12 protein-coding genes are annotated in these 13,919 nt (G+C 67.7%); 8 read left to right on the forward strand and 4 right to left on the reverse strand.

What is annotated here, in order from left to right:
• The first annotated feature begins 1 nt into the window (after window position 1).
• On the forward strand, window positions 2–1,042 hold the full coding sequence (locus ACTWQD_RS01280) for a bile acid:sodium symporter family protein (protein ID WP_443194393.1): 1,041 nt from the start codon (window positions 2–4) through the stop codon (window positions 1,040–1,042).
• A 230-nt stretch (window positions 1,043–1,272) separates the two neighbouring features.
• Here ACTWQD_RS01280 and ACTWQD_RS01285 read toward each other — a convergent pair whose 3' ends face one another.
• Entirely contained in the window at window positions 1,273–3,210 is a 1,938-nt protein-coding gene (locus ACTWQD_RS01285; RefSeq protein WP_443194394.1) for an adenylyl cyclase, read from the reverse strand.
• A 310-nt stretch (window positions 3,211–3,520) separates the two neighbouring features.
• On the opposite strand from ACTWQD_RS01285, the gene ACTWQD_RS01290 reads away from it, so the two are divergent.
• The 6 genes from ACTWQD_RS01290 (at window position 3,521) to ACTWQD_RS01315 (ending at window position 10,060) form a co-directional block, all read left to right on the forward strand.
• On the forward strand, window positions 3,521–4,813 hold the full coding sequence (locus tag ACTWQD_RS01290) for an ABC transporter substrate-binding protein (RefSeq protein WP_443194395.1): 1,293 nt from the start codon (window positions 3,521–3,523) through the stop codon (window positions 4,811–4,813).
• Between the two features lie 3 nt (window positions 4,814–4,816).
• Window positions 4,817–5,806 carry a carbohydrate ABC transporter permease gene (locus ACTWQD_RS01295; protein ID WP_443194396.1) on the forward strand — a complete coding sequence of 330 codons (990 nt, stop codon included), beginning with the start codon at window positions 4,817–4,819 and terminating at the stop codon, window positions 5,804–5,806.
• Complete coding sequence (locus tag ACTWQD_RS01300; RefSeq protein ID WP_436063897.1) at window positions 5,803–6,729, forward strand: carbohydrate ABC transporter permease; 927 nt, start codon at window positions 5,803–5,805, stop codon at window positions 6,727–6,729. Before ACTWQD_RS01295 ends, ACTWQD_RS01300 begins: the two co-directional genes overlap by 4 nt.
• Window positions 6,726–8,201 carry a glycoside hydrolase family 1 protein gene (locus ACTWQD_RS01305; protein ID WP_443194397.1) on the forward strand — a complete coding sequence of 492 codons (1,476 nt, stop codon included), beginning with the start codon at window positions 6,726–6,728 and terminating at the stop codon, window positions 8,199–8,201. Before ACTWQD_RS01300 ends, ACTWQD_RS01305 begins: the two co-directional genes overlap by 4 nt.
• A gap of 26 nt (window positions 8,202–8,227) precedes the next feature.
• Window positions 8,228–9,286 carry a LacI family DNA-binding transcriptional regulator gene (locus ACTWQD_RS01310; RefSeq protein WP_443194398.1) on the forward strand — a complete coding sequence of 353 codons (1,059 nt, stop codon included), beginning with the start codon at window positions 8,228–8,230 and terminating at the stop codon, window positions 9,284–9,286.
• A gap of 81 nt (window positions 9,287–9,367) precedes the next feature.
• The gene (locus ACTWQD_RS01315; protein WP_443194399.1) at window positions 9,368–10,060 is read left to right on the forward strand and encodes a GntR family transcriptional regulator; all 693 of its coding nucleotides are present in this window, start codon (window positions 9,368–9,370) and stop codon (window positions 10,058–10,060) included.
• A gap of 10 nt (window positions 10,061–10,070) precedes the next feature.
• Here ACTWQD_RS01315 and ACTWQD_RS01320 read toward each other — a convergent pair whose 3' ends face one another.
• The 3 genes from ACTWQD_RS01320 to ACTWQD_RS01330 all read right to left on the reverse strand — a co-directional run bounded on the left by ACTWQD_RS01320 (window position 10,071) and on the right by ACTWQD_RS01330 (window position 13,004).
• Window positions 10,071–10,886: a putative hydro-lyase gene (locus tag ACTWQD_RS01320; RefSeq protein WP_443194400.1), complete on the reverse strand. Its 816-nt coding sequence runs from the start codon at window positions 10,884–10,886 to the stop codon at window positions 10,071–10,073.
• Between the two features lie 17 nt (window positions 10,887–10,903).
• The gene (locus ACTWQD_RS01325) at window positions 10,904–12,121 is read right to left on the reverse strand and encodes an NRAMP family divalent metal transporter (RefSeq protein WP_443194401.1); all 1,218 of its coding nucleotides are present in this window, start codon (window positions 12,119–12,121) and stop codon (window positions 10,904–10,906) included.
• Between the two features lie 139 nt (window positions 12,122–12,260).
• Complete coding sequence (locus ACTWQD_RS01330) at window positions 12,261–13,004, reverse strand: GntR family transcriptional regulator (protein WP_443194402.1); 744 nt, start codon at window positions 13,002–13,004, stop codon at window positions 12,261–12,263.
• A 108-nt stretch (window positions 13,005–13,112) separates the two neighbouring features.
• Between ACTWQD_RS01330 and ACTWQD_RS01335 the strand changes: the two genes are divergently transcribed.
• A complete protein-coding gene (locus ACTWQD_RS01335) occupies window positions 13,113–13,877 on the forward strand; it encodes a LamB/YcsF family protein (protein WP_443194403.1) in 765 nt (254 codons plus the stop codon).
• Window positions 13,878–13,919 lie beyond the last annotated feature (42 nt).

Consider the following 13,919-nt stretch of genomic DNA (forward strand, 5'->3'; position numbering starts at 1 on the left):
GATGAATGCTGTTCGGCGCCTGGGTGCATCGTGCCGCATCCGGCTTTCCTGGCTGGATCCGTTTGTTCTGCTGCTCTTGCTGACGCTGCTGGCCGCGGCGCTGCTGCCCCCGCAGGGTGCCGTGCAGGGGGTCTTGTCCGTGGCCGGGGCGGTGGCCATTGCGGTGCAGTTCTTCATCAGCGGTCTGCGGCTCTCCACAGCGGAGGCTGTGGGCGGGCTGCGGGTCTGGCGGCTCCACCTGCTGATTGCGGCATTCTCCTTTGTTCTTTTCCCGCTGCTCGGGCTGGGTGTCGCTGCCGCGTCCTCCTGGTACCTGACGCCAGAGCTCGTCGCGGGGCTGTTGTTCCTGACCATGCTGCCGACGGCGGTCCAGACGGCCATCACTTTCACCGCAATTGCCCGGGGGAACACCGCCGCAGCGGTCTGCGCCGCCTCGATCTCCAATCTGCTGGGCATTGTGGTGACGCCTCTGCTGGTGGCCCTGTTCCTGGGCTCCTTCAGCGGAATGAACGCTGCCTCGGCCGTCAGGATTGTGCTGCAGATCGTGGTGCCGTTCATGCTGGGGCAGCTCCTGAACCGCAGGCTGGGCCGCTGGGCGCAGCGACGTGCAGCGCCGCTGAAGCTGGTGGACCGGGGAGCCATCCTCCTGGTGGTTTACGCCGCTTTTGGAACGGCGGTGGCCAACGGCATGTGGGACCGGTTGCCGCGGCACCAGCTGGCTGTGGCGGCCGGAATCTGCGCGCTGATGCTGGTCCTGATGCTGGCGCTCACCTTCTTCGCGGCGCGCAGGATGCGTTTCGAGCGGGCGGATGCCACCGCGATTATGTTCGGCGGCTCCGAGAAGAGCCTCGCCGCCGGCCTGCCGATCTCGGCGATCCTCTTCCCGGGGCCGCTGGCCGGCGTCGTGATCCTGCCGGTGATCATGTACCACGCCATGCAGCTGGTGCTTTGCGCCGGAATTGCCCGCCGGATGGCGAAGCGGTCAGAGGCGGCTCCACACGTGGCGGCTGCTGCGCCGGATGGGCGGAAAGTGACGGTCTGACGCTGGGATCCGCCGCTGTGCGCTGGCGCGGCCACGCCGTGATGGTGGGCGCTGATGACGCGGGTTCTTTTTCCCGACGCGGTAAATGCCACACGCGCCGGTATACCCGCCGCGTCAGGATTTTGGCGCCGCGCAGGGCAAAAGCCGCGTCGCGGGGCAGGAAACGCAGCGCGGCCCGGGCCCGCTCCACGAGGAGCAGTTCCGGGCCGCGCTGGTCCGCCGGCGCTGGTTTAGCCGAAGTTCTCGACGTAGCTCGGAACCCCGACGGCGTCGGTCGAGACCGGGGCGCCGGTGTCGTTGACGACGTGGTCCAGGGTGCCGGCGCCGAGGTTGACGGTCAGCAGGCCGTGGAGCTTCACTCCGGGAGTGACCGGGACTTCAAAGCCCCGGGTGGCGTGGATGGTGGGGTCGACGTTGTTGTAGACGTAGCTTCCACCGCCCCAGAGCTCGTGGGTCTTGACCGAATCGGCGATCTTGTAGCCGGCCCAGCCCAGGACCCCGTCATGCTGCCAGGCGGCCTGGTTCGGGGCGTCGTAGGGCAGCTCGTTCTGGAAGAAGATGGTCTTGCCGTTCTCGCCGTTCCAGATGAGGTTGTACTCCTGGTAGTGCTCCACGAACAGGCCGGTGGCCGTGACGTTGTCACCGTTGATGATGACGCCGTTCTCACCGGTGTTGGTGGTCCATCCAACGCCCTTTCCGTGGTCCGCGCGCCAGGCCCAGATGTGGTCCAGGAGCACGTTGTCGCTGTTGACCTCCAGGCTGAGCGAGGCCTTCCCGACGTGCGGTCCGCCGATGCGGAAGAAGACGTCGTGGAGCGTGGTGGGGTTGGCCGGGTCACTGTGATTCAGTGAGTTGGAAGGCCCGCCGGCGTCGGAGTTCCGGGCCTTGCCGATCCGCATCAGGGTCGGGGAGTTCACTTCGCCGGCATCGATGGTGACGGCGGCAATGTCGACGCCGGGAACGTCCGCGACGGTCAGCGGCACGGCACCGTTGACGGCGGTGAGGGTGGCCATGCCGAGCCCAAGGACCACGGTGTTGGCACGCTTGACTTCGATGCTCTGGTCGATGTCATAGATGCCCGGGGTCAGCAGCAGGTTCTTGCCGCGCGCCAGCTGGGAGTTAATGGTCTTGACCGAGTCGGCGGGGCTGGCGACGTAGAAGTCGGACAGCGGGATGCTGTGGCCGGCCGTGGGGCCGTTCTCCCAGGTGGTTCCTGCGGAGTCCGTGCGGACCGCCGGAACGAAAACGCTGTACTGGCCGTCGGCGTCGAGGGTGAGGTACGGCTTCTCACGGCTGATCGGGGTGCTCGGCAGGTTGGTGTACGGCGGGTTGGGGAATGACTGGGCCGGGGCTCCGTCCACACCGGAGAACACCTGGTTCCAGACGCCGTTGGACCAGTCGCCGATGCTGCTGTCGCGCACGAAGTACTGCTGCTGGGAGCCGTTGATGACGTTGCCGGTCTTCGAATCGGAAATGAAGCCGCCGCTGGCGAACTGCGGCCCGGCGGTGCAGTAGTCCATCAGGGAGAGGTTGCCGCCGGTGATGTTGACCCGCCGCATGGGGGAGGCCTGGGATGCGGCCCAGAAGTTGGCCGAACTCCGGCAGCCGTCGAGGCCGGTGACGTTGATGGTGAGGTTGGACAACGAGCGCCAGAAGTTGTTCAGGGCGATGCAGTTGTCCGCGGTCAGGCACCGGTTGTAGACATCGACGTGCCCGTTGATGGTCACATCCGTGGGCGATGCCCCGAGGCCGGCGACTTCCGTCGAGTAGCCGACCTGGACGATCAGCGGCTCCTCGGCACTGCCGTAGGTGCCGGGCTTGAACAGCAGGGAGTACCGGTTGGTACCCATTTCGTCGTCGACCTGGGTGGCCGCAATGGCGTCCACCTCGGCCTGGATCTCGGCCACGGGCATGCTGGGGTCGAAGATGCGGACGTTGGGACCGAACTCCGGCGCAGGCGCTGTCTTGGCTTTCGCGGGCTGCGGCTGGGCCGGGGCCGGCTTTGCCGGTGCGGCGTTCTCGGCCGCGGTTGCGGCACCGGCGCCGGTGGCGAGCACGCCCAGCAGGACGGCGACGCTGCCGGCGAACAGCCGGCCGTGGAGACGCAGCGGCCTCCGGAGGCGGGGCTGCGGCGCCCCTGGTCGGAGGCGGAAGTGGGCTAGCGGCATTGCTGGTCCTGCTCTCTGTTGGGGCGGATTTCCCTTCGGCTGCACACGGGGCTGCCGGGGAACTGGAGCCCTGCTCCCGGCGACCGCGGAGGTGTGGGAGCGCTCCCGCCGGGAAGCGTAACACCGCATCCGGCGCCGGGCAAGGGTTCGAACCGGGCAGCGATGCCGCTGTTGACAACACGGCGTGATGTAGGACACCATGCTTGTGAGAGCGCTCCCATGATCGATCTGGGAGCGCTCTCACATACCGATCCGGGGCGGCCGGCCCCTTGTTCTTCCGGTCCCCACACCCTGACAAAGGAGTCCCCGCGTGAAATTCCCCCGCAAACTTGCCGCCCTGTCGGCGTCGGCCGCCTGCCTCACCCTCGCCCTGAGTGGCTGCGGCGCGGATGCCCCCAAGAACGCCGCGCCCACCGGCGAAACAGGCAAGGAGCCGGTCACCCTCAGCCTCGCGACGTTCAACGAGTTCGGCTACGAGGACCTGCTCAAGGAATACGAGACTCTCAACCCCAACGTGACGATCCAGCACAAGAAGGCCGCCACCACGAACGAAGCGCGCGACAACCTGACCACGCGCCTGGCAGCGGGATCGGGCCTCTCGGACATCGAGGCCATCGAGGTCGACTGGCTGTCCGAACTCAAGGAGTACCCGGACCAGTTCGTGGATCTGAAGGACCCTGCCGTGGAAGGCCGCTGGCTGGACTGGAAGACCGAGGCAGCCACCACCCAGGACGGGCACCTCATCGGATACGGCACGGACTCCGGACCCGAGGCTGTCTGCTACAACGGGGCACTCCTTGAGGCCGCCGGGATGCCGTCGGACCGCGAATCTGTCGCCAAAATGCTGGGCACCACCTGGGACAGCTACTTCGACGCCGGCAAGAAGTTCGTTGCCGCAGGAACTGGCCCGGCATGGTTTGATTCCGCCGGGGCCATCTACCAGGGCATGAGCAACCAGATGTCGAAGGCCTACGAGAACGAGGACGGCACGGTCATCGCCGCCGACAACCCGGAGGTCAAGGAGGTCTACACCAAGGTCCTGAACGCTTCGACGCAAGACAACCTCTCGGCGCACCTGGGCCAGTGGAGCAACGACTGGGTAGCCGGTTTCCAGTCCCAGAAGTTCGCCACGACCCTCTGCCCCGGCTGGATGCTCGGTGTCATTGAAGGCAACGCCGCCGGCGTCGAGGGCTGGGACGTCGCCAACGTCTTCCCCGGTGGCGGCGGCAACTGGGGCGGTTCCTACCTGACCGTCCCCTCGCAGGGCAAGAACCAGGCTGAGGCCAAGAAGCTCGCAGCCTGGCTGACCGCCCCGGAGCAGCAGATCAAGGCGTTCACCGCCAAGGGCACGTTCCCGAGCCAGGTTGAGGCGCTGACCAGTGAGGAACTGCTGGGCCAATCCAACGCGTTCTTCAATGACGCCCCCACCGGCAAGATCTTCGCAGAGCGTGCCAAGGCCGTCGGCGACTCCCCGTTCAAGGGACCGAAATTCTTCGCCATCAACGACGCCATGCAGCAGGCTCTTACCCGTGTTGACGTGGACAAGTCGGACGACGCCGAGTCCTCCTGGGCGAAGTTCCTCACGGCTGTGAAGTCGCTCTAAGCCATGTCAGTAACGGACCGGGTCAGGCCCCAAGGCCAATCACTTGACGAGGAAAAACCCGGCAACAGGGACGTCCGGCGGCTCGCGTTTTCGCAGCAGGTGTCGAAGTGGGACGTCAAGCTGTCGCCCTACCTCTACATCTCGCCGTTCTTCCTGCTGTTTGCACTCACGGGACTGTTTCCGCTGCTCTACACAGGCTGGGTGTCACTGCACAACTGGAACCTGATCGGCGGCCAGGGCAAGTTCATCGGATTCGAGAACTTCGGTTTTGTCCTCGGGCAGCCGTACTTCTGGAACGCGGTGGGCAACACGCTGAGCATCTTCCTGCTCTCCTCCGTGCCGCAGGTGGTGCTGGCGCTGCTGATCGCAGCGGTGCTGGACGCCAACCTGCGGGCCAAGACGTTCTGGCGGATGGGGGTGCTGGTGCCCTTCGTTGTGGCTCCGGTGGCGGTTGGACTGATCTTCAACAACCTGTTTGCCGACCAGTTCGGCCTCGTCAATGAATTCCTTGGCCTTCTGGGCCTCGACCCGGTCCGCTGGCATTCCGACCAGCTTGCCAGCCACTTTGCCATCGCGACGATGGTGAACTTCCGCTGGATCGGCTACAACGCACTGATCTTCCTGGCGGCCATGCAGGCCATCCCGCGCGACGTCTTCGAGGCGGCCACCATCGACGGCGCCGGCCGCGTCCGCCAGTTCCTGTCGGTGACGGTTCCGATGCTCCGGCCCACCGTGATTTTCGTGGCCATCACGTCCACCATCGGCGGGCTGCAGATCTTCGATGAGCCGCGGGTGTTTGACCAGTCTGGCCTCGGCGGTGCCGACCGGCAGTGGCAGACACTGACCATGTACATCTGGGAGCTTGGCTGGGGCCAGCGCAACTTTGGCAGGGCCTCCGCGGTGGCGTGGCTGCTGTTCCTGATGATTGTGCTGATCGCCCTCGTGAATTTCCTTCTCACCCGGCGCATCGCCAACCAGGGAGGCCGCAAATGAGCTCCATCCCCATGATCCGACAGACCGCCGGGAAAGGGGCCGCAAAGGCAGCCGCCAAGCGCCCCAACCCGCGGGCGGGGAGGCCCCGCAACCGCGGCGGCGCCGGGGACATCCGGCGTCCCGGGCCCCTGACCTACGGCGCCCTGGGCGCTGTCCTGCTGGCCTCCCTGTTCCCGCTGTACTGGTCCTTCCTGGTGGGCAGCCACGACAGCACCGCGCTGAGCCGGGGCATCCCGCTCCTTCCGGGCGGGAACTTCCTGGCCAACGCCGCAAAGGTCTTTGACAGCATTCCTTTCTGGAAGGCCATGGGCAACAGCATCCTGGTCTCCACCGTCACATCCGCCTCCGTGGTGATCTTCTCCACCCTCGCCGGCTTCGCGTTCGCCAAACTCCGCTTCCGCGGGAGCAAGGGGCTGCTGGTCTTCGTGATCGCCACCATGGCGGTTCCCACGCAGCTCGGCGTGGTGCCGCTGTTCATCGTGATGGCCAAGCTGGGCTGGACCGGCACCCTCTGGGCCGTCATCATCCCCGGGATTGTCACGGCCTTCGGCGTGTTCTGGATGACGCAGTACCTCCGCGACGCCCTCCCGGATGAACTCATCGAGGCTGTCCGGATGGACGGTGCCTCCATGATCCAGGCCTTCTGGTACGTGGGATTCCCCGCGGCGCGGCCGGCCGCGGCCATGCTGGCGCTCTTCACGTTTGTCGCCACCTGGACCAACTTTTTCTGGCCCTTCATTGTGCTGGACCCTTCAAATCCGACCCTGCCAGTAGCGCTTCAGCTGCTGCAGGCCGCACACTTTGTGGACTACTCGGTGGTGCTGGCCGGTGCCGTACTGGCCACCATCCCGCTGCTGCTGCTCTTCATTGCGGCAGGGCGCCAACTCGTTTCAGGAATTATGCAAGGAGCAGTCAAAGGATGAGCACCACCCCGATTACATTCCCCGAAGGTTTTCTGTGGGGCGCGGCCACCGCTGCCTACCAGATCGAGGGAGCAGCGCACACCGGCGGGCGGAAGGACTCGATCTGGGATACCTTCGCCCGGGTCCCGGGCGCCGTCGCCGATGCCCACAACGGCGACGTGGCCTGCGACCACTACCACCGCTCGGGCCAGGACGTCGAGCTGATGAAGTCGCTGAACCTCAAGGCGTACCGCTTCTCGACGTCGTGGGCTCGCTGCATGCCCGACGGCAGGACGCCCAACCCCGAGGGGATCGCCTTCTACTCCCGCCTGGTGGACGAGCTCCTTGCCGCGGGCATCACCCCCTGGCTGACGCTGTACCACTGGGACCTCCCGCAGGCGCTGGAGGATGAGGGGGGCTGGGCCAACCGCGAGACGGCCACCCTGTTCGCGGCCTATGCGGCCGTCATGCACGAGGCCCTGGGCGACCGGGTCCGCATCTGGACCACCCTCAATGAACCCTGGTGCTCGGCGTTCCTCGGCTACGCCGCGGGCGTCCACGCCCCCGGCCGGCAGGAACCGGCGGCCGCCCTCGCGGCCGCCCACCACCTCCTCCTGGGCCATGGACTGGCTGCCGCGGAACTGCGCCGGCTGGACCCGCAGGCAAGCCTCGGCATCACCCTGAACCTCACCGTTGCCGATCCGGCCGACCCCAACTCGGCGGACGACCAGGACGCGGCCCGGCGGATCGACGGGATGCACAACCGCATCTTCCTCGACCCGCTCTTCCGCGGCGAGTACCCCGCGGACGTGCTGGCGGACATCGCGGGCCTCGGCTTCGAGACCGTGGTCCACGACGGTGACCTGGCCATCATCTCGACGCCCCTGGACCTGCTCGGCGTCAACTACTACCAGGGCGAGGCCCTGACCAAGACGGCGGCCCGGGCGGAAACGGCGGGCCAGCCGGAGACCGTGACCACCACGGCGCAGGCGGCGCCCGACTCGGTCGAGCGGCCGGCGCCCACCCCGTTTGTCTCCGCCGAAGGCGTGCACTCGGTGCCGCGCGGGCTCCCGGTGACCGGCATGGGCTGGGAGGTCCAGCCCGAGGGCCTGTTCCGCCTGCTGACAAGGCTCCAGCGGGAGTACACGGGCCCGGCCGGCATCCCGCTCTACATGACGGAGAACGGCGCCGCCTACCCCGACGTGCCCGACGCCGACGGGTTCGTCAACGACCAGGACCGGCTCGCCTTCTTCGACGTGCACCTGCGCGCGGTGCGGGACGCGATCGACGCCGGAGCGGACGTCCGCGGCTACCTCGCCTGGTCGCTGCTGGACAATTTCGAGTGGGCCTACGGCTACCACCAGCGCTTCGGACTGGTCCGGGTGGACTACGAAACGCTGGAACGCATCCCCAAGGCGAGCGGCCTCTGGTACGCGAAGGTGGCGGCATCGAACGCCCTGCCGTCCAGCCAGGCGGCTGCGCACGTGGCATGAGGCGGTGATGTCGTATTCTCAAAGTGATGAACGAACAGATCCACCGGGGTCTCCGGGCCGCGCCGGCCAGACCCACCCCCACCCTTGAAGACCTCGCTACGGCGGCTGGAGTGTCCCGCTCCACCGCCTCGCGGGCCATCAACGGCGGGTCCCGGGTCAGCCCGGAGGCCCAGGCGGCGGTTGACGCGGCGGTGCTGTCCCTCGGCTACACCCCGAACCGGGCCGCGCGGAGCCTCGTCACCCGGCGGACCTCGTCCATAGCTTTGGTGATCAACGAACCCGACGCCCGGGTCATGATGGACCCGTTCTTCGCCGCCGTCATCACCGGGGTGACGGAGGCATTGCGCGAGACTGACATGCAGCTGGTCCTGCTCATGTCCCGCGCCGGCGGCGATCCCTCCCGGACGGTCCGCTACCTGCGCGGAGGGCATGTGGACGGCGCTATTGTGGTGTCGCACCACAAGGCCGACGGCTGGACCGAAGAGCTCGCCGCCTCGGGCCTGCCCACCGTTTTCATCGGACGGCCCTGGGATACCGGGCTCGGCATCCACTACGTCGATGTGGACAGTTTCGAGGGCGGCCGGTTGGCCGCGCTGCACCTGGCAGCGGCCGGACGGACGCGGTTGGGAACCATCACCGGCCCGCTCGACATGACGGCGGCAGAGGACCGGCTCGACGGCTGGCGGGCGGGCCTCAAGGAAGCGGGCCTGCCGGCAGGGCTGGTTGCCCACGGGGACTTCACCCCCGCCGGGGGCACCGAGGCAGCCGAACGGCTCCTGGCCGAGGACAGCGGGCTCGACGGCATGTTCGCCGCTTCCGACCTCATGGCCCGCGGAGCCATCACTGCCTTGAAGGCCGCAGGCCGGTCGGTGCCCGGGGACGTCGCCGTCGTCGGCTTTGATGACCATTTGACGGTTCCCGGCGAGCTGCCGCTGACCACCATCAACCAGCCAACCGTGGAAATGGCCGAACGGGCTGCCCGACTCCTTCTGGAGGACATCGAAAACCCCGGGGCAGCCCGGGAGCCGGTGATCTACCCCGCGCGGCTGGTTGTCCGGGAGAGCAGCGAGCCGCAGGCAGGGTAGGGAAGCGCGCACCGCGGGAGGGCTGGCCGCCGGCGGTGAACGTGGGCAGGGAGCGCGCGCTTCTTCTGTAGATTGGAATCCATGCCGATGAACGCCGCGCTTGAAGGGATCTCCGACGAGGTCCAGGCCACCCACGCCCACACCGGATCGTGGGTGGCCGCTGTGTTGCGTGCCCGTATTTCAGCCGGCCAGCTCGCCCCGGGAACCAAGCTCTCCGAGCAGAAACTCTCCGAGGTCCTGGGTGTTTCCCGCAACACGCTGCGGGAGGCCTTCACGGTCCTGGCCGGGGAATCCGTGGTGCAGCGGATTCCCAACCGCGGCGTGTTCGTGTCCGCGCCCCAGGCCGAGGACGTCCGAGAGATCTACCGGGTCCGCCGGCTGATCGAGCCGGCGGCCGTGCTGTGGGGCGACTACCGGACCGAGGACCTGGAGGTGCTGGACGGCATCATCGACCGGGCCCGCGCCGCCCTGGCGGCCGGGGCCGTCACGGACATGGCCGACGCCAACCAGGACCTGCACAAAGCGCTGGTGGCACTGTCCGGGAGCGCATCGATGGTCCAACTCATGGACAAGGTCCTCGCGCAGATGCGGCTGGTCTTCCACGCCATGGCAACCACCTCGGACTTCCACAGCCACTACGTGGAACGCAACGCCGCCCTCGTGGCCCAGTTGCGGGCCGGGCGCAGGGACGACGCCGCGGCGGAGTTGCGCCGGTACCTGGATGCCGCCGAGTACGAGCTCCTGGTGCACATCGGCGCCCTCCCGCAGGAGTGACGCGCCGCGGCTAAGGGACCTGGTACGACGAGTCGCGTGCGTCCGTGATGAGCATGTGCCCCGGGGCGTGGCCGATGGCCAGCGCCGGGCGGGACTCCATGACGGCAGCCTGGGGCGTCACGCCGCACGCCCAGAAGACCGGCACATGCCCGTCCGGGATCCGGACCGGGTCGCCGAAGTCCGGGCGGGACAGATCCGCGATGCCCAGTTCCGCCGGGTTGCCCACATGGACCGGGGCGCCGTGCACGGCCGGATAGCGGGACGTGATGCGGACGGCGTCGGCCACCTGGGACGCCGGAATGGGGCGCATGGAGACCACCATGGGGCCCGCCATTTCACCGGCGGGCTCGCAGCGGACCGACGTGCGGTACATGGGCACGTTCACGCCCTGGTCGATGTGCGCCACCCGGATCCCGTTGGCCTGGAGGGCGGACTCGAAGGTGAAGCTGCAGCCCACGATGAACGTCACGAGGTCATCGCGCCAGTGCTCCGTGATGTCCGTAGGCTCATCGACCTTCCGGCCGTCCTGGTACACCACGTACTTGGGCACATCCGTGCGGATGTCCCCGCCGGCCAGCAGCGTCCCTGACGTTTCCCCGGCGTCCAGCACGCCCAGGACCGGGCAGGGCTTGGGGTTGCGCTGCGCGAACAGCAGGACGTCGAAGGCCTGCGCTTTGGGCACGATGATCAGGTTGGCCTGCGCGTAGCCGTTGCTCCAGCCGGAGGTGGGCGTCACCAGGCCGGCGCGGAACAGGGCCCGCGCCTCGGCCGGGAGCAGCGCTGCCGGGTCTGCGGGGGACTGGATGGCGGACTGCGTGTTCAGCATCGGGGCATCCATTGGTTCTAGGCCCACAGTTTGGCCAGGCTGGCCAGCGAGCTGTAGCCGAGGAACAGGGTCAGCAACCAGGCCACGATGCCGATGACGAGCAGCCCCTTGGGGTAGACGTAGCCGTGCAGCAGGTCCCGGCGGCGCGAGGCCACCCACAGGAGCACACCGAAGCCGACGGGGAGGATAAGGCCGTTGAAAGCGCCCGCGAAGATGAGCAGCTGCTGCGGGGCCTGGCCGATCAGCAGGTAGGCCACGCTGCAGAAGGCGATGAAGCCGACCGTGATCAGGTTGCGGGTGCGCTCTTTGGTGCTGGGCTTCGTCACGAAGGAGACCGAGGTGTAGGCGGCGCCGATCACGGAGGTGATGGAGGCGGCCCACAGGATGACACCGAAGACGCGCATGCCGATGTCTCCGGCGGCGGCCTGGAAGGCGGAGGCGGCAAGGTTGTCGCCGGTCAGGGCCACGCCGCCGGCGACGACGCCGAAGATGGCCAGGAACAGCAGGACGCGCATGACGCAGGTGACCAGGATGCCCACGATGGAGCTCTGGGTGATCTGCTTGACGTGCTTGACGCCGGTGACGCCGGTGTCCAGCATGCGGTGGGCGCCTGCGTAGGTGATGTAGCCGCCGATCGTTCCGCCGATCAGGGTGGTGATGACCAGGAAGTCGATCTCCTCCGGCATCACGGTGTTCTTGAGCGCCTCGCCCACCGGCGGGGCGGACACGATGGCCACGTACAGGGTCATCAGGATCATGAGGGCACCGAGGATCACTACGATCCGGTCAAGGGCCACGCCCGCCCGCTTGCTGAGGAAGATCAGGATGGCCAGGACGGCGGAGAGGGCACCGCCGATTTTGGGATCCACGCCCATCATCGCGTTGACGCCGAGGCCGGTTCCGGCGATGTTGCCCACGTTGAAGACCAGGCCGCCCAGGAAAACCAGTGCGGCGAGGAACCACCCCACGCCCGGGAGGACCTTGTTGCCGAGTTCCTGCGCCCGCAGTCCGGAGACGCCGATGATCCGCCAGACGTTCGCCTGCACGGCGATGTCGACCAGGATGGAGACCAGGATCGCGAAGGCGAAGGCGGCACCGAGCTGGACTGTGAAGGCTGTGGTCTGGGTGATGAACCCCGGGCCGATGGCGCTGGTGGCCATAAGGAACATGGCGCCCAGGAGGGCCGAGCGCCGGGCGGCCGGCTTGATGGCGGCCTTGACAGTGGTGTTTTCCATGGGAATCCAAACAGTTGGGTGACGTGGGTCACAACGGTTGTCTTCTGCCACTGTACAGGTTGTTCAACAATCCACGCAAGGAATTGTTGAACAATGACCGGCACTGGCACTCCCGGAGGAGATTCACTCGCCGGGAGGTTCACTCGCCGTGGACGGCGCGCTGCTTTGCTTCCGACCGGTCCAGGTAGGCCAGGAGCAGGTCGCCCGCGCGGTCCAGCTGCCCGGCCTCCAGGGCGCGGGAGATCTCTTCGTTGTCGGCGAGGTAGCCGCGGTAGAAGTGCGCATCCACGGTGGCCTTGTGGAAAAACAGCCGCATCTCGGCCAGGACCTGCGCCATGATCGTGTCGAGGCGCCGGCTCTCCGCCAGGGCCACGATGGCCCGGTGGAAATGCTGGTTGGCGGTGCCGAGTGCTTCCTCGTCGTCCGCTGCCGCCGCGGCCCTGCCCTCCTCCACGGCCGCACGGACAGCGGCGATCCGGGCGGGGCTCCCGCCGCCGCGGATGGCGCTCACTTCCAGGAACCGGCGCACCGTGTAGACGTCATGGATATCGCCCGGGCCCAGGCTGGCGACGAACACCCCGCGGTTGGGATGCCGCACCACCAGCCGCTCGGACGCGAGTTCCGCGAAGGCCTCGCGGACCGTGTTGCGGGAAACGCCGAGCTCCTCGGAGATGGTGGATTCGGTCAGTCGTGCACCCGGCAGCAGCAGCCCTTCGGCCAGTTGCAGCCGCAGTTCCGCCGCGACGCGGTCCGCCACCGAGGGGGTGGCCACCCGCAGCCGGGCCGCAGACCCCAAGGCTCCGCCGGCCAGGCCGCCCGCCCCAGTCCCGCCGGGAGGCGTTCCGTCGGTAGTGCCACGAAATTCCGGGTGGGCGCTGCTCATACCTGAGAATGTACACCCCTGCCCCATCGTCGGATCCAAGGATTGTTGAACAATCCGGGAATTTGGTGCATCCTAGATAAGGAACACCAATGAGACGAGGATCACAAAGTGGCAACCATTGACCTGAACAGCGACGTCGGCGAGTCCTACGGGCGCTGGAGCCTGGGGGACGACACGGCGATGTTCCGCTCGGTTTCGAGCGCAAATGTGGCCTGCGGCTTCCATGCCGGCGACCCCAGCGTGATCCGGAAGACCTGCCGCGAGGCGGTGGCTGCCGGCGTCGTGATCGGCGCCCATGTCGGCTACCGCGACCTCGCCGGCTTCGGCCGCCGCTTCCTGGACATCGATCCGATCGAACTCGCGGACGACGTCGTCTACCAGATCGGCGCGCTGCAGGCGTTGGCGGCTGCGGAAGGCGGCAAGGTCACCTACGTCAAGCCGCACGGCGGCCTCTACAACGCGATTGTGGCGCACACCGCCCAGGCGAAAGCCGTCGTCGACGCCGTTAAGTCCGTAGATCCGAACCTGCCCATCCTGGGCCTGCCGGGCTCCGAGGTGCTCCGGCTGGCCGAGGCCGCCGGCCTGCGCGCCGTCACCGAGGCGTTCGCGGACCGGGCCTACAACCCGGACGGCACGCTGGTGTCCCGCACGCTGCCCGGCGCAGTACTGCACGACCACGCGGAGGTGACGGAGCACGTCCTCCGGATGGCCACCGACTCGGCCGTCCGCACCATTGACGGCTCCATCCTCAAGATCCGCGCCGAAAGCATCTGCGTGCACGGCGACTCCCCGGGCGCCGTCACCATGGCCGGCGCCGTCCGCGAGGCCCTGACCGCCGCCGGCATCAGCACGGCCGCATTCGCCCGCGCCTGAGCGGCGCGGATCCCACCCGAGGCACCGGCAACCATGAAGGCA

The sequence above is a fragment of the Pseudarthrobacter sp. 1C304 genome (genome assembly GCF_052245515.1).
GTDB lineage: Bacteria > Actinomycetota > Actinomycetes > Actinomycetales > Micrococcaceae > Arthrobacter.

Coding starts and splice junctions, on each gene's coding strand:
- ACTWQD_RS01300 (WP_436063897.1), top strand. CDS start 5,803: ATGAGCTCCATCCCCATGATCCGACAGACCGCCGGGAAAGGGGCCGCA.
- ACTWQD_RS01280 (WP_443194393.1), top strand. CDS start 2: ATGAATGCTGTTCGGCGCCTGGGTGCATCGTGCCGCATCCGGCTTTCC.
- ACTWQD_RS01310 (WP_443194398.1), top strand. CDS start 8,228: ATGAACGAACAGATCCACCGGGGTCTCCGGGCCGCGCCGGCCAGACCC.
- ACTWQD_RS01330 (WP_443194402.1), bottom strand. CDS start 13,004: ATGAGCAGCGCCCACCCGGAATTTCGTGGCACTACCGACGGAACGCCT.
- ACTWQD_RS01325 (WP_443194401.1), bottom strand. CDS start 12,121: ATGGAAAACACCACTGTCAAGGCCGCCATCAAGCCGGCCGCCCGGCGC.
- ACTWQD_RS01315 (WP_443194399.1), top strand. CDS start 9,368: ATGCCGATGAACGCCGCGCTTGAAGGGATCTCCGACGAGGTCCAGGCC.
- ACTWQD_RS01285 (WP_443194394.1), bottom strand. CDS start 3,210: ATGCCGCTAGCCCACTTCCGCCTCCGACCAGGGGCGCCGCAGCCCCGC.
- ACTWQD_RS01295 (WP_443194396.1), top strand. CDS start 4,817: ATGTCAGTAACGGACCGGGTCAGGCCCCAAGGCCAATCACTTGACGAG.
- ACTWQD_RS01305 (WP_443194397.1), top strand. CDS start 6,726: ATGAGCACCACCCCGATTACATTCCCCGAAGGTTTTCTGTGGGGCGCG.
- ACTWQD_RS01320 (WP_443194400.1), bottom strand. CDS start 10,886: ATGCTGAACACGCAGTCCGCCATCCAGTCCCCCGCAGACCCGGCAGCG.